Genomic DNA, 17,900 nt, shown 5'->3' on the forward strand with positions numbered 1-17,900 from the left:
AAACGGGTGCGCAGATAAATCACTGAGTACCCTGAAAAATCATAGCCTATATTTTCAAATTTAATTCCCGCTGCGCTTTAAACCTTACCGTTACGTAAATTTTCCGATTTGTTCGCTTAAGCACCTTTTAATCTCAGTCATAGGCTACGCTTATCTCTGCGCAGTTAACCGATGCGCGAAATAATGCCAGGCGGCACTGTCACCTATATGAGGAGAGCACTGATGAACGAAGATCGTATCAGCGGAAACTGGAAGCAGTTCAAAGGAAAAGTGAAAGAGAAATGGGGCCAGCTTACAGATGACGACTTAGACGTAGCCGAAGGGAAGCGCGATCAATTACTTGGCCGCATTCAGGAGCGCTACGGTTACGGTAAAGAACAAGCAGAGAAAGAAGTCAAAGAGTGGGAAGACAGCAACAAGTTTAAGTGGTAGCGTTGGTTATCCCCGGTGCAGTAATGTGCCGGGGTTTATTATTTCTGATGGCACTGTTTTTTGCCGCCAATAAAATGTCATGCATGTCTTGCTTTTATTTTCTGTTATTTAAGACATAAACACCTGTTCGTATTAATAACGCCGGTAAATAACCCTTCGCCCGCTGTATGATCGCCACTGAAGGCGACCCATGACAGGTGCTTATCTGCATAAACACTTTTCCTTAAAGGGGTCTGCGGTGATCGTCCTTGTTCAGCGTCAGCAGCGCGATAAAACTCACTACGGCGGTGGCCATCACATACCAGGCGGGAATGTCGGCGTTGCCGGTTTGCTTCATCAGGCCGGTAATAATCAGACCTGCGCAGCCGGAAAACAGTGCGTTGGAAAGCGAATAGGCCAGACCCAGCCCGGTATAACGCACGCGGGTCGGGAACATCTCGGCCAGCATCGCCGGTCCCGGTCCGGCCAGCATGCCCACCAGCGCACCGGCGATAAACACCACCAGCGCTTTAATCGCCATCCCGCTTTCCGGATGCTGCAGTACTTTCAGCAGCGGGAAAGCCAGCACCAGCAGCAAAAACGTCGCCAGGAGCATCAGTGTGCGACGACCATAGCGATCGCTGAGTATGCCGGCCGGCAAAATCGTGGCGGCAAAGCCGAGGTTAGAGATCACCGCAATCAGCAGCGCCTGGTTAAAGCCGGTGTGCAGCGCGGCCTGCAGATAGGTGGGCATGATCACCAGATAGGTATAACCGGCGGCCGACCACACCATTAACCGGCCAATGCCCAGCACGATAGCGCGCAGCGTGACACTCAGCGATGCCTGCTGTTGCGGCGCCGCCTGGTTCTGGCTGAACTGCGGTGATTCGTCGAGTCCGCTGCGCAGCCACAGCGCCACCGCGCCGAGCGGCAGCGCCAGCAGGAACGGAACGCGCCAGCCCCAGTCATTCATTGCCGCATCGCCCAGCAACAGCGGCAGTACTGCCACCACGCCCGCGCCCGCCAGAAGTCCGAGCGCCACCGTCAGCGACTGCCACGCGCCATAGAACCCGCGCTTGTCGGGCGGCGCCGATTCGGTCATCAGCGAGACCGCGCCGCCGTATTCTCCGCCGGCAAACAGTCCCTGCAGAATGCGTAACAGCGTTATAAGCAGTGGCGCAGCCACGCCGATGCTGGCATAAACCGGCACCAGACCGATGGCGACGGTTGCCAGCGTCATCAACACCAGCACTGCGATCAGCACCGGTTTACGGCCATAGCGGTCGCCCAGGCGGCCAAACAGCACCGCCCCTAACGGACGAAAAAAGAACGCCACCGCGAAAGCCGCATAGGTGAGGATCAGGCTGGTGAGGGCGCTTTCTCCTTCCAGCAGGAAGAAATGTTTAGCGATCAGCGTCGCCATAAAACCGTAAACGGCGAATTCATACCACTCAATGAAGTTGCCGACGGAACCGGCAATCAGAACGCGCTTTTGATTAACGGCGGAAGACGCTGCAGATGACATCATTATTCCTTAATGCGTAAAAAACAGTCAGAGAAAGTCAGTCTACCGCAGCGCAGGCAGAATATTTGAGGAATAAGTCTGACGCAGGGCACAAAAAAAGGTGCGCATTGACGCGCACCTGAAGTGAATATCAGCGCGGACTATGCCGGCTGCTGTTTTTTACGGCTGCGCTGTTTACGCAGTTTATCAATCAGCTTATGCGCCTCGGCTTTGGTCGCCACCGCAGGCGATGAACCTTTCAGCGGTTTACGCGCCGTCTCACTCAGCGTTAATACGGTAATCAAGCCGATAACCCCGGCGGCCATCATGTAATACGCTGGCATCATGGTATTGTGCGTGGTGTCGACCAGCCATGCGGTGATTAACGGTGTGGTGCCACCGAACAGCGAGACTGATAAATTAAAACCGATGGCCAGCGCGCTGTAGCGAATATCGGTGACAAACAGCGCCGGTAATGTCGCTGGCATGGTGCCGCTAAAGCAGGTATGCAGTAAGCCCAGCACCGCCAGACCGGCAAATACCCACAGCATATTGCCGGAACCAATCAGCATGAATGCCGGAATCGCCAGTACTAATAATCCCAGCGCGCCGAAACCAATCACCGGTTTACGGCCGATGCGGTCGGTAAAATGGCCCCACATTAAGGTCAGCGGCATCATGATAAACATCACCACCATCACCAGCAGCAGGCCGGATATTTCGCTCAGCCCCAGAATGCCGGTTAAATAGCTTGGCATGTAGGCGGTCAGCATATAGTTAGACACGTTAAACAGCAGCACCAGGCCAATACATTTCAGCAGGGGTTTACTCTGGGTGCGCAGCATCTGCCATAGCGTGAGTGGCGGCTTGTTATGCTCTGCCTCTTCACGTTTATCCATATGCTCTTTAAAGGCCGGCGTCTCTTCCAGCTTCAGGCGGATATACAGGCCAAACAGCCCCAGCGGCGCGGCCAGGAAAAATGGAATACGCCAGCCCCAGTCCATCATCGCCTGATGCGGTAATAGCGCGATCATGCCGGTCACCAGGCTGGCGCCCAGCAGATAACCGGCCAGCGTACCGAATTCCAGGAAGCTGCCCATAAAGCCGCGACGTTTGTCGGTGGAGTATTCCGCAATAAAGGTGGCGGCACCGCCATATTCACCGCCGGTAGAAAACCCCTGCAGCAGGCGTGCCAGCAATAGCAGCACTGGCGCGGCAATGCCAATGCTGGCATAGCTGGGAATCAGGCCAATACAGAAGGTGCCAATCGACATCATAATCATGGTAAACGCCAGCACTTTTTGCCGGCCAAAGCGGTCACCGAGCGGGCCAAATACCATGCCACCAATCGGACGCACTAAAAATGCCGCGGCAAAGGTACCGAACGACGCAATTAACTGCGCGGTATTACTGGCGTCAGGGAAAAATACCTGGCCGATAATCACGGCGAGATAACTATAAACGCCGAAATCAAACCACTCCATGGTATTACCCAGCGCAGCGGCGCTGACGGCGCGTTTCAATAATTTATTGTCAATGACGGTAATATCGTCAACGGTCAAATCAGGTTTACTGGTCATCGTTCCGGTGCTCATAAACTCCCCATGAGTAAAATTGGAGCGATCTTATAGCTTTCGCAGCCGGCACTTCACAAAGGGAAATGAAAGCTATAAGAGGCTGAAAGGCGGTCACCTTAGGAAATATTTTATCTTTACGCAAGTTTGCGACATATATCCTTGCAATTAAGCGTAGCGTTAGAGTATGTGACTGTCAAAAGCCGCAGCGGCTGAAATAACCAATCGTGCTGGTCAGGGCGGAATTTCCCGGCGCGCGCACCATATTCTGTGGTGAGCCTGTGACTGATAGCGAAATATGCTGGTGTGCAGCGCGATTAATCGTGACCTGCAGCTTACCTTTCCGGCAAATATCTCCCAACTGCAATAATCGCTGACTCCAGTAACCTGCATCATGCCGCAGCGCACATTTACACGCGCACCGGCATCGACACAGCGGAGGTGTATCGCCCTCACCGGGTCTTTTGCGCTGAAACGTTTCACATCTCATTTCCTCTGCAAGGCGATTGAACTGTCAACGATGGATGTATACAACAGAACTTGTATACAAGTGCATTTTTTATCCGTGACACCAACATCGGGAAAGACCATGCAAAGCACAGATACTGAGATTGAAAAGCGGGTGATCCGCAAACTCTCGTGGCGACTGATTCCGCTCCTGATCGCCTGCTACGTGATCGCCGTGATTGATCGGGCCAACATCGGCGTGGCCGCGCTGACCATGAATGCCGATCTGGGCATCAGCGCCGCCAGTTTTGGCCTCGCCGCCGGTCTGTTTTTTCTGCCTTACGCCCTCCTTGAACTGCCTTCCAACCTGCTGATGGAAAGGGTGGGCGCGCGCTGGTGGATCGCCCGCATCATGGTGACCTGGGGCATCATCTCCGGTGCGCATATGTTTGTGTGGAACGAAAACAGCCTGTATGTGATGCGCGCGCTGCTCGGCGCGGCTGAAGCCGGTTTCTTCCCCGGCATCGTGTTCTATCTCACCCTGTGGTTTCCGGTGGCGTGGCGCGGCCGCATCATCGCCTCGTTTATGACCGGCATTCCGATTGCGCTGATTATCGGCACGCCGGTTTCCAGCCTGTTGTTGGAACTGCATGGATGGCTGGGGCTGCGCGGCTGGCAGCTGATGTTTCTGCTGGAGGCCATCCCGGCGATTGTGCTGGGGCTGATCGTCCCCTTTGCCTTGCCCGATCGGCCTAAAGATGCCCGCTTCCTCAGCGCAGATGAGCAGCAGTGGCTGATGACGACATTAGCCGCGGAACGGCAAAAACTGCCGCCGCGCGGCCACGGTGGGCTGCTGAAAGCGCTGTTTAGTCCGCTGGTATTGTTGTTCAGCCTCACCTATTACGGGCTGGCGAATCTCAACGGCGCGGTGAGCACCTTCCTGCCATTGATCATCAGCGAAACCGGGTTAGGCCATGTGCAAACCGGTTTCATCACCATTATCCCTTACGTGTTTGGTCTGGCCGGCATGCTGGTGCTGGGCCGTATCGCCGACCGGCCAGGATCACGGCTGCTGGCCAATTACCTCGCGCTGATGTTCTCCTTTGTCGGGCTGCTGTGCGTCGCGTGGTTCGATAACTCGCTGGTGAAAATGATGTTTCTCTGCTGTTCGGCATTTGGCTTTTTTGGCGCGATGCCGGTGTTTTGGGGCTTGCCAGCGCAGTTTATTCCGGCATCCGTGGTGGCAGGCAGCCTCGCGCTGATCAACGCCCTCGGCAGTATTGCCAGCGTCGTGAACCCATGGGTGATCGGCGTGATTCGCGATCGCAGCGGCAGTTACAACGGCGGATTTTACTGGCTGGCGGCGATGGCCATGCTCTCAATCATTACCCTGAGCATCATCTTCCGTCGCCAGCGTTTACCGGCTTATCAGACCAGCAATGAACAACGTGAGGGGCAGTAGTATGAAGATTGTCGATGTCCGGTTACTTGAAGTGCAAGGCGTGATGCCAGGGAACGGCGATTTCTGGGAAGAGCGGCTGGCGCGTCCAACCGATGTGTATGCGCAGTTTCGGACTGTGGATAATCATGACGGCGGCGTTCAGCGCGAAGACGGTTTCGCGATTACCACCGTGTTTCTTGAAATCGTTTCTGATGAAGGCGTGGACGGGCTGGCAGGCCCGGTGCCGCACGCCGTAGCGTCAATCATTCATGGTCAGCTGCGGCCGTTGCTGCTGGGTCAGGACCCGCGCGACACCGAGCGCCTGTGGGATCAGATGTACCGGGCGCAGATTCATGGGCGTCACGGCGATGGCATGCTGGCGATCAGCGCGGTGGACTGTGCCTTGTGGGATTTGCGTGCCAAATGGATGCAGCAACCGGTGTTTCGCCTGCTGGGCGGATCGATCCGCGAAGAGATCCCGGCTTATGCCTCCATGCTGGGGTTTGCGGTGCAGGATATGGCGCGGGTGCACGAGCGGGCGCTGGAGTACAAGGCGCTGGGATATCGCGGACAAAAATGGTTTTTCCGCCACGGGCCGATGAGCGGCAGAGAAGGGCTGAAGAAAAACATCGAACTGGCAAAAACGCTACGCGCAGCGGTGGGGGATGATTACGATCTGATGTTTGATTGCTGGCAGTCGATGGATGTGACGTATCTGCTGGAACTGGCGAAGGGCATCGAACCGTATCGCCCGCGCTGGCTGGAAGAGTGCGTGATGGCCGACAGAATAGACAGTATGCGCCGGCTTAAGGACAAACTGTCGATCCCGATGGCGGGAGGCGAACATGAGTACACGCGCTGGGGCTTCAAACGCTTCTTTGATTCCGGAGCGCTGGATGTGATTCAGCCCGATATCTACTGGTGCGGTGGCCTTTCAGAAACGTTAAAGATCGCTGCCATCGCCAGCCTGTACGACCTGCAGGTGATTCCGCACGGGCATTCCAGTATCGCCACGGCCCATTTCAGCACTACGCAATCGCCGATCCACACGCCGTATCAGGAATATCTGGTGAAATGGAACGATATTCATCAGTACTTCCTGCGCGATCCGCTGGTGCCACAACAGGGATTGATCCCGGTGCCACAGGGGCCCGGCATGGGCATGGCGCTTAATCCCGCGCATATCCAGCAGCAGCGCTATCTGTTCACGTCGTAACCCAACCTCCCCCAAACAGGCCCGTTATTGTTTGGGGGATCTGTCTCTTGTATACTACAAAACAGTTCCTTCCGTCATTGTGACCCCCTAAATGCTCGCTGTTTAAAGGACGTTCGCTGCGCTATGCCCGCCGATAAACTCATCATTGACTGGTCAGCAAAAAATATCCTCCGCCCGCAGTCGCTGAGCAGCATTCTGGCCGATCATATTCGTGATTTGATCGTCAACTGCCAGATTGAGCCCGGTGCATTGATTTCCGAGAACGACATTGCCACTCAGCTCAACGTCAGCCGCACGCCGGTCAGAGCGGCGCTGCAAAAGCTGGAGATGGAGCGACTGGTGCAGATTATCCCGCAGCGCGGCACCTTCGTGTTTTCGTTCAACGAGCGCGAGATGCGGGAAACCTGTGAGATGCGGCAAATTCTGGAATCGGGTGCGTTAAAGCTGGCGCTGCAGCACGATCGTCAGGCGCTGATCGCGCGCCTGAACGAACAGCTAGCGCGTGGACGCGATGCCTTACAAAACGCGCCGGAGACCTACCGTGAAACCGATGCGGCGTTTCATATGGCGCTGATTGAGGCCAGCCAGAACAGTGAGCTGGTCGGGTTTTACAAAACCAGCATCAACCGCATTCGCGCCTTTCTTAACCACCTGACACGCACGCCGGAAGAGTTTCAGGGATCGCAAAACGATCATGAAACGATTGTGGCGCTGTTAACCCAATATGAAGACGAACAGGCGCTGGAACTTTTGCACTGGCACCTCGGCGGCATCATGCGCATGTTCCAGCGGTCGGTGGCCGACGCCGGCGCGCGCGGTTAACCGGTCACCCCCACTCAGCTGAAGATCGATCACGTCTCAAGCGCAGCAGCCACCGCCAGACCTGCCAGTTGCGCGCTGGCAAGCAGTTGCTCAACGCTGTGGCCCTGACGCGCTCTGGCAGAAAGTCCCGACATCACGGTGCTGACAAAATCGGTCAGGCGCTGTGCCTCCTGCGGATAGCGAACGGCGATATAGCGCCGGATGGTGTCCTCAGCGGCGCGATGAAACACGCTGGCCGCCGCGCGCGCCTGCTGATCCTGACAGCGAATGCCTTCCAGCACCAGACAGCCCGTACACACGTCATCCCGGCCATAATGCCGCGCCGCCGCTTTCAGCAATGTATCAAGGGCCTCGGCCACCGGCCGATCCTCGCGCAGTATTTCCGCCAGCGGAATCGAGCCGGTGGCGGCGTAGCGATCGAGGACGCGGGCATACAAGCCGGCCTTGTTACCAAATGCGCTGTAAAAGCTTGGCGGATTGATGCCCAGCGCGTCAGTGACATCAGCGACGCTCACGGCGTCATAACCTTTGGCATGAAATAATCCCTGCGCCACAGCCACGGCGTGTTCAGGGTCGAAGTTACGGGGACGACCAGGTGATTTCATATTTTATAGTGCTCGCTACAAAATTGCGTTGACATTCATTCGGGCTCATTTTGTAATGCATACTAAGAAATCACAGGTGGAGATGCAAATGAGCGGATTCAAAGATAAGCAGGTTCTGGTACTGGGTGGCAGTCGCGGTATTGGTGCGGCTATTGTACGGCGCTTTGCTGATGAGGGTGCCAGCGTGACTTTCACCTTCTCAGGCTCGCCCGAGGCCGCTGCGCAGCTGGCACATGACACCGGTTCGGCTGCGGTTCATAGCGACAGTTCAGAGCGCGATGCGGTGATTGCCACCGTACGCGACAGCGGACCGCTGGATGTGCTGGTGGTCAATGCCGGTATCGCCCTGTTTGGCGATGCGCTGGAACAGGATCCGGATGCGGTGGATCGCCTGTTCCGCATTAACATTCACGCGCCGTACCATGCTGCGGTCGAAGCCGCCCGACAGATGCCAGACGGTGGCCGCATCATCATCATCGGTTCGGTTAATGGCGACCGCATGCCGATTCCCGGTATGGCGTCTTATGCGCTGAGTAAATCTGCGTTGCAGGGGCTGGCGCGCGGCCTGGCGCGGGATTTCGGACCGCGCGGCATCACCATCAACGTGGTGCAGCCCGGCCCGATTGATACCGATGCCAATCCGGAAAATGGCCCGATGAAGGATCTGATGCACAGTTTCATGGCGATCAAACGCCATGGCCGCGCTGAAGAAGTGGCTGGCATGGTGGCCTGGCTGGCAGGACCCGAAGCCGGCTTCGTTACCGGTGCCATGCACACCATTGATGGAGCGTTTGGCGCGTAATCTCAGTGCCTGAACAGCGCGCTCACCACCGCACTAAATACCGAACCGGTGGCAAAGGCGTGTCCGGTCATCTGCTCTTCATGGCGAATATCAGCCAGCCGCCGCAGCGCCGCCTGCGCGCTGGCTGCATCAATTTCTTCATCCATTTTGCTGTATCCGTCCGCCATCAGCAGCCGGGCACGTTCCACATCAGCTCGTTCCAGCGTGGCGATAACCTGTTGTTTGCGATGAAAAACGTAATCTGTCATAAGCGCGTCCTGTTGCCGTAACTGTAATTATGCCGAAAAGGCGGCCGTTTAATTCAGCTGAACATTGCATCCTATTGGTAGCGGCGCGATTCATCGCGCAACACATTGCGCCGCAATCAAAGCGTAGCCGTGGTGTTAAGAATTCACAGCATACCTTTTTCTCTCCGCGCGAAAGGCAAAATAGTGTATCAGCCCGGTCCTTCGCTGCCCGCTGCCAGCAGCGGCACCACCACATCGCTAACGGGCGTCGCAATAGCGTGCTGACGACCATAACGCTGCACCACACCGTTGCGGGTATCCCATTCCAGCGGGCGGTTGGCCTGGCGATCGGCGAGAATCGAGGTGCTCAGATCGGGCGGCGCGCGGTGAAATCCATCGATAATTGCCTGTGGCACGCTGTCGTCCAGCACCGCACCGGCCGCGCGCGCCACCGTCAGGCACTCCTGCAAATAGGCCAACCCCAGCTGCGTAATATCGCCGCGGCTAAACATGCCGGCGCGACGGTTGGCCAGCACCATCAAACCGGCGGCGGCGTTCTGTAACAGCTTGCGCCAGGCGATGGAGAGAAAATCAGCTGCCAGCGCCACCTCACAGCGCGTGTCGCGCAGTGCATCCACCACGCGCGCGGCCTGCGGCACATCCGGCAAGGTCAGGCGAGGCTGGGCGCGCAGCCAGACTGACGCATCCGGCTCGCGCTGCGCCGGGAACCACACCACCGAAGGCAATACCGTGGCACCGTTGACGTAAGGCGCCAGCTGGATCTGCTGCTCGACGCCGTTTTGCAGCGCGCACACCACGGTTTTTTCATCGCACAGGGTAGCGAGCCACGCGGCGCAGTCCGCCACCTGGGTGGTTTTAACCGCCACAAACAGCAGGTCGCAGCGTTGTGTCATCTGTGCGGCATCATGTAATACCGGTCCGGGCACGCTGATTTCGCCCGCATCGTGGCGCAGCGTTAACTGCGCATGGGCCGTGCGGCCACACAGCAGCGGCGTACGGCCGGCTTCGTGCAGCACTGCCGCGACGGTGGTGCCAATCGCACCGGGGCCCAGCAGGGCGATTTTACAACGTTCAGACATGCTGCCATCTCCTCATCGTTTAACCGATCATCAGCGTGCCGATGGCAATCACCGCACACGCCAGCATTTTCCTTACCGTTAATGCTTCGCCGAGAAACAGCGCGCCCAGCACGGCGGCAAACAGCACGCTGGTTTCACGCAGGGCCGACACCGCGCCCATCGGCGCTGCCGTCATGGCGTAAATGATGATGCCGTAGGCCAGCAGCGAAACCAGGCCACCCGCCGCCGCGCTCAGCACGCCCGGTCGCCACTGCAGCAGACTTTTGCTGTCGCGCAGCGCGATATACACCGCCGGCATCAATATGCCCCACAAGCTGCACATCCAGGCGGTATACGCAAACGCATTGCCGGCCACGCGCACACCCATGCCGTCCACCACGCTGTACGCGGCGATAAAGGCACCGGTCGCCAGCGTGTAGCGCAGGCCTGGCAGCGCCAGTTTGCCGCCGCGCAGCGCCAGCGACACAATGCCAGCGGACACCAGCACGATGCCGCACAGCGTGGCGAACGCGATGTGCTCGCCGGCAAACAGCGCGGCGGCACAGGTCACCAGCAGCGGCGACGATCCGCGCGCAATCGGATAGGTCTGGCCGAGATCGCCGCTCTGGTAGCTGCGCACCAGACACAGGTTATAGCCGACGTGCAGCAGCGCCGACAGCAGCGCATATTTCCAGCTGGCGCGCGCCGGCAGCGGCAGAAACAGCGTGCTGAACGCGCATACCAGCGCGATCGCCACGCACATAATGGTCATCGACCACAGGCGATCGGACCCGCCGCGCAGTAAGGTGTTCCAGCTGGCGTGCAGCAGCGCGGCGCACAGCGTTAAGACAATAATGTAATCAGGCATAGGCTGATGCTAGGCAGCGGCAGGCCAATTGAAAAGCGAAGATTTATCATTGCGATATGAATAAATGCTCATGCTTCACTGATAATCCTGCTGCGCCTGGCGCGATTCGGCAAGCAGCCAGCGGCGGAAATCAACGATGTGTGGCTGGCTTTCAATGCCCTGCGGACAGACGAAATAGTAGGCGGCGGGCGAGGAAAACGCGACGTTGAACAGCCGTACCAGGCTACCGTCACGCAGCTCTTTTTCGACGTGACCGCTGCGCGCCAGCGCCACGCCTTGCCCCAGCAGCGCGGCTTCCAGCGTCATGTTGGTGTCGGCAAAGCGCACGCTCTCCTGCAAGGCATCCAGCGTCAGGCCGACCTGTTTAAACCAGCTCTCCCACTTCGGTACCAGATCGGCACCATCACGCATCAGCAAAGGATAGCGCAGCAGTTCTGCCGGTTCCTGCGGCGTGCCGAAGCGCTGCAGCAGTGCCGGGCTGGCGACCGGAAACAGCTGTTCACGAAACATGAATTCGCTGTGCAGCGCCGGATAATTGCCATGACCAAAGCGGATCGCCACATCAGAATCCTGGCGCGAGAAGGTAATGGCATCATCGGTGCTTTCCAGCGTCACCAGAATCTCCGGATGCAGGCGCGTCAGGCCCGGCAGGCGCGGCAACAGCCATTTCAGGGCAAATGAATAAGTGGTATTCACGCGCAGCCGCACGCGGCCTTTCTGCTCGCGCAGGTCGGCTAAGGTGGTTTGCAGATTGCTGAAAAATTCGCGCACAATCGGTGCCAGCGCGGCACCGGCTGGCGTCAGGCTCAGCGTTTTGCCACGCTGAAACAGCTGCACACCCCAGATTTCTTCGAGGTTTTTCAGCTGATGGCTGACGGCGCTTTGGGTGATAAACAGCTCTTCAGCGGCGGCGGTGAAGGTCGGATGGCGCGTTGCCACTTCAAACGCGCGCAGCATGGCGGTAGGCGGTAACTCTCTCATCGGTGCAGCCTTGTTTTATGAGCGTTGATTCATGATAGCGGAATCGTCTGTTCACTCACGACACTTATTCACCATCTTTGGCTAACGTCTCAGCCTCTCATTCTAATAACAGTGGCCGACACATTAATCGCTGAATCGGCGGGCAGCTCAATGGCCGGTTATTTGCCATGTGGCATGCGGGAGATCGTTCCCGCTGCGCTCGCGTCCTGACGCTGATTAACTATGTTTATCACTCAATAAAAGAAGGGGTGATGAAATGCGAAACAGGGTATTTAGCGTGCTGGCGCTGTTGCTATTATCCGGCTGTGGCGCGAATAACAGCGCGTCGCCGGTCACAGCACCGGGCGCGCCGGTCGCCGGGAAAACCGCGCTGCTGGAGAGTGGGGCAGCGGCGTTACAGTCGCGGCCGCCGATTGAAGCCATCAATACGTATCTGGATGGTTTTCATTATTACTGCGGAAATCAGCAGGGGCAGATGGAGGCCCATCACTACGTCACCATTCTTAATGACGATGTGATGCAGGCGGTTATTTTTGACGGCAATAAAAAAGACGCCAAATTAATGGGCGTGGAATACATCATCAGCGAACGCTTATTTAAGCAGCTGCCGGCGCAGGAAAAACAGTACTGGCACAGTCACCGTTATGAAGTGAAATCCGGCACGCTGACGGCACCCGGCCTGCCGCCCGCCGCAGAGCATGCGCTGATGAGCAAAATCGTTAATACCTATGGCAAAACCTGGCACACCTGGCATACCGATCGTGATAAAACCCTGCCGCTGGGTGAACCGGCGCTGATGATGGGCTTTACCGCCGACGGCCAGCTGAATCCGGCGCTGCTGGCCGACCGCGATAAGCGCTTTGACGTCGATACCGCGAAAATCCGCGCTGACCGCGCTGATATCGCCGCCCATCCGGTGGCGGCGGGGGCCGATCGCTGCCGGCGCGTACATCCGTAACCGTTGATTCCGGTTTACTCGTGATACATCTGGCTGCGCCCGCCGTCGATGAGGATATCGGTGGCATTGATAAAGCGCGCCTCATCGCTGGCGAGAAACAGCGCGGTGTAAGCCACTTCATCCGGCTCGCCGATGCGTTTGCACGGCAGCAGCGCCGCCTGGCGCGCGCGCTCGGCCTGCGGATCCGGACAGCTCGCCAGCCAGGCTTCAGCGGCTGGCGTCATGATCAAACCGGGCGAGATACTGTTTACGCGGATGCCCTGCGCGGCGTACTCAACGCCCAGCGAACGCGTCAGGCCGATCAGCCCGTGTTTAGCCACCGGATAAGGAAACGCGCCGGGAATGATTTTGTGCCCGTGCACCGAGGCAACGTTAACGATGTTGCCGTACTGGCGCGCCAGCATCGCCGGCAGGACGCTACGTATCAGGTTGTAAGGCCCTTGCAGATTGGTGTCCATGCAGCGCTGCCAGTCATCCTCGTCCAGCGTCAGCGGATCGCGAAAGACGTTTACCCCGGCGCAGTTAATCAGGATATCAATATCCCCCAGCGCCTGCTGCGCCAGCTGTACCGCACGGCTGACCTGCTGCGGCTGCGTGACATCCGCTGCACAGGCCAGGCAGCGCTGACCGGACTGCTGTTGCAACAGCGTCGCCAGCGTTTCACAGCTATCTGTATCGCGGTCAAACAGCGCCAGGCTGGCACCTTCGCGCGCAAATAACGTGGCAATGGCGCTGCCGATACCGCTGCCGGCACCGGTGATAATCGCGGTTTTGTTGGCTAAACGTAGGGACATGGTCGCTTCCTTATGAGGATGTCGGGAGAATCAGCCAGTCGGCCAGCTCAAGGGTTTTATCGCCGCGCTGCAGGCGAATCAGCGGCCAGCTGTCACTGCGCGTGAGCGGCACCGGCCCGCTGCGGCTGAGCAAAAAAGTGTCTTCGCTTTTCACACCGCTCAGCGTCGGATTCCACGCTACGGCTATGTCAGGCTGCACCTCACCGCGGCTCTCCGGGGTAATAATCCAGTCCCGGCAGCCATATCCGGCCGGACCGCCCTGATGATGATCGCGCCACGCCTCAGCGTGGCCGTGGCGTTGATAAGCCTGAGTTATGTCGGCAAACACCGCTGACCAGCTGCGCTGCGCTGCGGTGGCGCACAGCATATCGGCGTGGATCTCCGCCAGCGTCAGAATGCGCTGGCGCAGCGCCGCGTCGGGTTCACCGAGATGCACCAGCCGCGTCAGGCTGACATGCAAACCGTGCCGTTCGGCACCGAGGGTGATCAGCATGCTGCGCTGCAGCGTTTTGCGCGTCGGCACCGGATGTTTAAACGCGGCGATGCGCTCATCGGCGGCCACCAGCGTGCACATCGGGCGAATGCCGCGCGCCAGACAGCCGGCGGCAATGTCGGCCTCGACCTGCCATTCGCTGACGCCCGCGCGCAGCTGGCGCGCCACCGTTTCGACAATCTGCGCTGTCTCCTGACCCAGCAGGCGAAAGCGCTGCTGTTCCAGCGTGCTCAGCCCCTGGCGCAGGGTAATCATCTGTGGCTGAATATCGCTCATCCCGGCTACGGGTGTGTCGCTGCCGATATTACCCGCCGGCAGCACGCTGCTCAGCGACTGATACCACGGATAGTGCTGAGTCGCACAGGCGAACGGCAGCGGCTCTTCGGCCAGAATGCGCGGCAGTTCGTTATCCGGTGCCAGCAGCATGACCCGGTCACGGGCAATAAGCAGGCTGGCAACGCCGGTTTCGGCGCGCTCCACCACATAATAGCTGGCCCCGTCGGCCAGCCAGGCGATGTTATCGCGGCGCGTCAGCAATACCGCATCCAGCTGCCAGTGCGCCAGCGCCTGTTGCAGGCGCGCCAGTTTGTCACTCATACACGGCCTCCGGTTTTGGGACAGGCTGCGACTGCAGAACCAGTTGCGCGGCGCGGTGTGCCACCGCCATCACCACCGCATTGGTGTTGCCGCTGATAATATTCGGCATCATCGAGGCGTCCACCACGCGCAGCCGCTGTACGCCACGCACCCGCAGGTCGTCGTGCAGTACCGCCAGCGGATCGTCGTCGTGGCCCATGCGGCAGGTGCCGACCGGGTGATAGCCGGTTTTCACCATGCGCCGGCAGTGAGCACTAATCGCTTCATCACTGGTAACCTCCGCACCGGGAAAGATCTCCTGGTCGACCATCTCGCGAATGGGCGCGGCCGCCAGCACCTGACGCGCAAAGCGAAAGCCGGCGAGGGTGCGGGCTAAGTCGTCCGGATGGCCAAAAATCTGCGTATCAATCACCGGCAGGCTGCTGGCGTTGCTATCGCGCAGCGTCACCTCGCCGGTGGCTTTAGGGCGCAGTAGCAGAGAATTAACCGTGACACCGTCACCGGGATCGGCGCCCATCACATCGCGATCGAGATAGACCGTCGGTACGCAGAACATCTGAATGGTGGGCGTCGCAGTGAAATCGAGTGGATCGAAAAAGGCGCAGGCTTCCACGCCGGTGGTGGTCACCGGGCCGCTTTTGAACAGCAGATATTGCAGTCCGGCTTTGACCATCGGCCAGCCGCGATCCTGGCCGTAGTAGCCAAACGCACCACGCGTGCTGGCAACCACCGGCACTTCGTAATGGTCCTGCAGGTTTTTACCCACGCCCGACAAGGCATGGCGCACGGCAATGCCGTGCTGTTGCAGCTGCTCCTGTGGACCGATGCCGGAGAGCATCAGCAGTTTCGGCGTCTGATAGGCACCGGCAGCCAGAATCACTTCGCGGCGCGCGCGCGCCTGTTGCGGCTGGCCATCCTGACGATAGCGCACGCCGCTGGCGCAGGTGCCGTCGAACAGCACCTCTTCAACCTGCGCGCCGGTGACCAGCGTCAGCCGTGCGTCATGGCGCAGCGGGTTGATAAACGCATCAACCACGCTGCAGCGCTGCCGCGTCTGACCGTCAATGGTGTGCTGCATAAAGCCGACGCCTGACGGATTGCCGCTGTTAAAATCCGGCGTGTAGGGAATACCGAGCCCCTGCAGGGTTTTGACATAGGCGCGGCTCAGCGGACTGAAGTGGCCGAGATGGGACACCTTCATCGGGCCGCCGACGCCGTGATTCGGTGCGCCGAGGTGATCGTTATCTTCGATGGCGGTAAAGTGCGGCAGCAGCGCCTCCCACGACCAGTCGATGCCCTGATGGCCCAGCGCCTGGTTCCAGTCAGCGTAATCCTGTTTATGGCCGCGCATGTAGACCATGGCGTTGACGGTCGAACCGCCGCCCAGCACTTTGGCCTGCGGCACGATCACGCCGCGTCCGTTGAGCTGCGGCTGCGCTTCAGTTTGATGCATCGTCAGAAACCGGTCGCTGGCGAGAAACTTCATGTAGCCGGCAGGCATTTTCAGCACCGGATGGTATTCGTCGCGCCCGGCCTCCAGCAGCAGCACGCGCGCATTTCCTTCGCTGACCAGGCGCGCGGCAACGATACAGCCCGCGCTCCCGCCGCCCACCACAATGTAATCGTACTCTTTCATAACGCTCCGCTTACTCCGACGCGATGGAATCTAACCGACGCAGACGCTGCGCCGCCGGGTTGTGCTGCTCGCCTGGATCGAGCGGACTGAGCAGGTAACGCCACGAGATAAACGCACTCACCAGATACAGGAAGGCGTAGCCCCAAATCACCCCGAGCGTGCCCAGCAGCGCATTGATCGCGCCGTACAGCGCCGGACCGAAGAAGGTAGACAAGCCAGCGGCGAAGCAGTAAATCGCCATGGCGTTGCCTTTGTCCTTCGGCTGGCACAGTGACGAGAACAGCGCGGCGGCCGGCACGTAGCCGCACAGCGTGATGCCGTACAGGCAGGCGCAGATCACGCTGAGCACAAAGCTGCCGTGGCTCCACTGCGGCACAAAGTACATCAGCAGCATCGAGACGCCGGAACCGAGGCCGCCAAACACCGTCAGCACTTTGCGCCAGCCGATGCGGTCGCTCAGCTTGCCGACGATCGGGTTAAAGCTCATGCCCACCAGTCCCATAATGGTGATCAGGCTGAGGTATTCGGTCTGGGAAAAGCCAATCTGTTCGGTGAAGAAGCCCGGCAGAAAAATAAAGAAGCCGAAGTAGGGCGTGGTGTTGATGATGCGCACCACTGCCGCGGCAGCGATGCGCGGCTCACGCCACAGAATATCGATGCCACCCATCAGCGTGCGCAGCGTGCCCTGCTGACGATGTTCGGCATCCAGCAGCGACTGATAACCGCTGCGCTCTTTCAGCGCCAGCAGCATCACCAGCAGACCGATCACCACCAGACCCAGCGACAGCCAGAAGGTGGCGTATTCGCCCACCAGGCGGATAGAGAAGATCGCTACCAGCGAACCGAGCGTCGGCAGCCCGCCGGTAAACGCCAGCCAGAACCAGCCGGTGGCGGAGCCGCGCATCTCCGCCGGCGCCGCCGACTGAATCCACACCAGAAAGGCGTAGGCAAACATCGGATAAGCTACGCCGCGCAGGCCGTAAGTCAGCGCCAGCAGCAGCACGCTGTGCGACGGCAGCGCCACAGCCAGGAACAGCACTTCAAACACAATCCAGATCAGGCCGCCCGCCAGCATCACTTTGCGCGGGCCGATCAGCGTTGACAGCGAACCAGCCAGCCACGAACCCAGCGTGACGGTGACGCCGTAAAAGGCAATTACCCAGGCAGCGATGTTCAGTGAAAAGCCGTTTTCGTGCAGATAGGGCGCGAGATAGTTGGACTCGACGCCGTCGCCAATCATAAACAGCAGGACCGCGAGATAGCCCCAGGCCAGCGCGGGCGGAATGCCGAGGCGGATCAGCCACGGATGGGTTGCAGGTGATGTTGTCATTATGTTTTCTCAACAGGGTTGGTGTCAGCACAGCCAGATAAAGCGTTCGTCCGGCATCATCAACAGCGGTTTTTACCGGGATAGCGCGAACGGGTTGTTATGAGCAGGAACTCTA

At 58.8% G+C, this 17,900-nt stretch carries 17 protein-coding genes; 6 read left to right on the top strand and 11 right to left on the bottom strand.

The features are described from left to right. Positions 1–222 precede the first annotated feature (222 nt). Positions 223–432 carry a CsbD family protein gene (locus MXF20_RS19075; RefSeq protein WP_325970792.1) on the top strand — a complete coding sequence of 70 codons (210 nt, stop codon included), beginning with the start codon at positions 223–225 and terminating at the stop codon, positions 430–432. Between the two features lie 223 nt (positions 433–655). Here the strand turns inward: MXF20_RS19075 and MXF20_RS19080 are convergent, their stop codons facing one another. Both MXF20_RS19080 and proP read right to left on the bottom strand, forming a co-directional pair. Continuing rightward, a complete protein-coding gene (locus MXF20_RS19080) occupies positions 656–1,936 on the bottom strand; it encodes an MFS transporter (RefSeq protein ID WP_325970973.1) in 1,281 nt (426 codons plus the stop codon). 140 nt (positions 1,937–2,076) lie between these two features. Further along, entirely contained in the window at positions 2,077–3,510 is a 1,434-nt protein-coding gene (proP, locus tag MXF20_RS19085; RefSeq protein ID WP_325970793.1) for a glycine betaine/L-proline transporter ProP, read from the bottom strand. 568 nt (positions 3,511–4,078) lie between these two features. Between proP and MXF20_RS19090 the strand changes: the two genes are divergently transcribed. The 3 genes from MXF20_RS19090 to MXF20_RS19100 all read left to right on the top strand — a co-directional run bounded on the left by MXF20_RS19090 (position 4,079) and on the right by MXF20_RS19100 (position 7,415). Continuing rightward, positions 4,079–5,398, top strand: a complete 1,320-nt coding sequence (locus MXF20_RS19090; protein ID WP_325970795.1) for an MFS transporter — start codon at positions 4,079–4,081, stop codon at positions 5,396–5,398. 1 nt (position 5,399) lies between these two features. Next, on the top strand, positions 5,400–6,593 hold the full coding sequence (locus tag MXF20_RS19095; protein ID WP_325970797.1) for an enolase C-terminal domain-like protein: 1,194 nt from the start codon (positions 5,400–5,402) through the stop codon (positions 6,591–6,593). Between the two features lie 123 nt (positions 6,594–6,716). Then, the gene (locus MXF20_RS19100) at positions 6,717–7,415 is read left to right on the top strand and encodes a GntR family transcriptional regulator (protein ID WP_325970799.1); all 699 of its coding nucleotides are present in this window, start codon (positions 6,717–6,719) and stop codon (positions 7,413–7,415) included. A 29-nt stretch (positions 7,416–7,444) separates the two neighbouring features. On the opposite strand, the gene MXF20_RS19105 is transcribed toward MXF20_RS19100, so the two are convergent. Continuing rightward, entirely contained in the window at positions 7,445–8,020 is a 576-nt protein-coding gene (locus tag MXF20_RS19105; RefSeq protein ID WP_325970801.1) for a TetR/AcrR family transcriptional regulator, read from the bottom strand. Positions 8,021–8,108: 88 nt separating this feature from the next. On the opposite strand from MXF20_RS19105, the gene bdcA reads away from it, so the two are divergent. Beyond that, a complete protein-coding gene (gene bdcA, locus MXF20_RS19110) occupies positions 8,109–8,822 on the top strand; it encodes an SDR family oxidoreductase (RefSeq protein ID WP_282996156.1) in 714 nt (237 codons plus the stop codon). 2 nt (positions 8,823–8,824) lie between these two features. Here the strand turns inward: bdcA and MXF20_RS19115 are convergent, their stop codons facing one another. The 4 genes from MXF20_RS19115 to gcvA form a co-directional block, all read right to left on the bottom strand. Beyond that, on the bottom strand, positions 8,825–9,070 hold the full coding sequence (locus tag MXF20_RS19115) for a hypothetical protein (RefSeq protein WP_325970803.1): 246 nt from the start codon (positions 9,068–9,070) through the stop codon (positions 8,825–8,827). 188 nt (positions 9,071–9,258) lie between these two features. Next, the gene (locus MXF20_RS19120) at positions 9,259–10,149 is read right to left on the bottom strand and encodes an oxidoreductase (RefSeq protein WP_325970804.1); all 891 of its coding nucleotides are present in this window, start codon (positions 10,147–10,149) and stop codon (positions 9,259–9,261) included. A 19-nt stretch (positions 10,150–10,168) separates the two neighbouring features. Then, entirely contained in the window at positions 10,169–10,996 is an 828-nt protein-coding gene (locus MXF20_RS19125; RefSeq protein ID WP_325970805.1) for a DMT family transporter, read from the bottom strand. A 75-nt stretch (positions 10,997–11,071) separates the two neighbouring features. Then, positions 11,072–11,977, bottom strand: coding sequence for a transcriptional regulator GcvA (gcvA, locus tag MXF20_RS19130; protein WP_211724734.1), 906 nt, complete (start codon positions 11,975–11,977; stop codon positions 11,072–11,074). A gap of 256 nt (positions 11,978–12,233) precedes the next feature. Between gcvA and MXF20_RS19135 the strand changes: the two genes are divergently transcribed. Next, the gene (locus tag MXF20_RS19135) at positions 12,234–12,935 is read left to right on the top strand and encodes an OBAP family protein (protein WP_325970808.1); all 702 of its coding nucleotides are present in this window, start codon (positions 12,234–12,236) and stop codon (positions 12,933–12,935) included. A 14-nt stretch (positions 12,936–12,949) separates the two neighbouring features. Here the strand turns inward: MXF20_RS19135 and MXF20_RS19140 are convergent, their stop codons facing one another. Genes MXF20_RS19140 through MXF20_RS19155 form a run of 4 tightly spaced genes read right to left on the bottom strand, consistent with a single transcriptional unit; the run spans position 12,950 to position 17,785 of the window. Continuing rightward, positions 12,950–13,729, bottom strand: coding sequence for an SDR family oxidoreductase (locus MXF20_RS19140; RefSeq protein ID WP_325970810.1), 780 nt, complete (start codon positions 13,727–13,729; stop codon positions 12,950–12,952). A 10-nt stretch (positions 13,730–13,739) separates the two neighbouring features. After that, positions 13,740–14,819, bottom strand: coding sequence for a M24 family metallopeptidase (locus tag MXF20_RS19145; protein WP_325970811.1), 1,080 nt, complete (start codon positions 14,817–14,819; stop codon positions 13,740–13,742). Next, positions 14,812–16,455, bottom strand: coding sequence for a GMC family oxidoreductase (locus MXF20_RS19150; protein ID WP_325970812.1), 1,644 nt, complete (start codon positions 16,453–16,455; stop codon positions 14,812–14,814). The genes MXF20_RS19145 and MXF20_RS19150 overlap by 8 nt, the downstream gene beginning before the upstream one ends. A gap of 10 nt (positions 16,456–16,465) precedes the next feature. Next, complete coding sequence (locus MXF20_RS19155; RefSeq protein WP_325970813.1) at positions 16,466–17,785, bottom strand: MFS transporter; 1,320 nt, start codon at positions 17,783–17,785, stop codon at positions 16,466–16,468. Positions 17,786–17,900 lie beyond the last annotated feature (115 nt).

Origin of the sequence: Pantoea dispersa (assembly GCF_035783935.1) — a bacterium.
GTDB lineage: Bacteria > Pseudomonadota > Gammaproteobacteria > Enterobacterales > Enterobacteriaceae > Pantoea > Pantoea dispersa_C.

Bases quoted from the DNA above. Each gene is read 5' to 3' on its own strand.
- MXF20_RS19075 (WP_325970792.1), top strand. From the start codon at position 223: ATGAACGAAGATCGTATCAGCGGAAACTGGAAGCAGTTCAAAGGAAAA.
- MXF20_RS19080 (WP_325970973.1), bottom strand. From the start codon at position 1,936: ATGTCATCTGCAGCGTCTTCCGCCGTTAATCAAAAGCGCGTTCTGATT.
- proP (WP_325970793.1), bottom strand. From the start codon at position 3,510: ATGAGCACCGGAACGATGACCAGTAAACCTGATTTGACCGTTGACGAT.
- MXF20_RS19090 (WP_325970795.1), top strand. From the start codon at position 4,079: ATGCAAAGCACAGATACTGAGATTGAAAAGCGGGTGATCCGCAAACTC.
- MXF20_RS19095 (WP_325970797.1), top strand. From the start codon at position 5,400: ATGAAGATTGTCGATGTCCGGTTACTTGAAGTGCAAGGCGTGATGCCA.
- MXF20_RS19100 (WP_325970799.1), top strand. From the start codon at position 6,717: ATGCCCGCCGATAAACTCATCATTGACTGGTCAGCAAAAAATATCCTC.
- MXF20_RS19105 (WP_325970801.1), bottom strand. From the start codon at position 8,020: ATGAAATCACCTGGTCGTCCCCGTAACTTCGACCCTGAACACGCCGTG.
- bdcA (WP_282996156.1), top strand. From the start codon at position 8,109: ATGAGCGGATTCAAAGATAAGCAGGTTCTGGTACTGGGTGGCAGTCGC.
- MXF20_RS19115 (WP_325970803.1), bottom strand. From the start codon at position 9,070: ATGACAGATTACGTTTTTCATCGCAAACAACAGGTTATCGCCACGCTG.
- MXF20_RS19120 (WP_325970804.1), bottom strand. From the start codon at position 10,149: ATGTCTGAACGTTGTAAAATCGCCCTGCTGGGCCCCGGTGCGATTGGC.
- MXF20_RS19125 (WP_325970805.1), bottom strand. From the start codon at position 10,996: ATGCCTGATTACATTATTGTCTTAACGCTGTGCGCCGCGCTGCTGCAC.
- gcvA (WP_211724734.1), bottom strand. From the start codon at position 11,977: ATGAGAGAGTTACCGCCTACCGCCATGCTGCGCGCGTTTGAAGTGGCA.
- MXF20_RS19135 (WP_325970808.1), top strand. From the start codon at position 12,234: ATGCGAAACAGGGTATTTAGCGTGCTGGCGCTGTTGCTATTATCCGGC.
- MXF20_RS19140 (WP_325970810.1), bottom strand. From the start codon at position 13,729: ATGTCCCTACGTTTAGCCAACAAAACCGCGATTATCACCGGTGCCGGC.
- MXF20_RS19145 (WP_325970811.1), bottom strand. From the start codon at position 14,819: ATGAGTGACAAACTGGCGCGCCTGCAACAGGCGCTGGCGCACTGGCAG.
- MXF20_RS19150 (WP_325970812.1), bottom strand. From the start codon at position 16,455: ATGAAAGAGTACGATTACATTGTGGTGGGCGGCGGGAGCGCGGGCTGT.
- MXF20_RS19155 (WP_325970813.1), bottom strand. From the start codon at position 17,785: ATGACAACATCACCTGCAACCCATCCGTGGCTGATCCGCCTCGGCATT.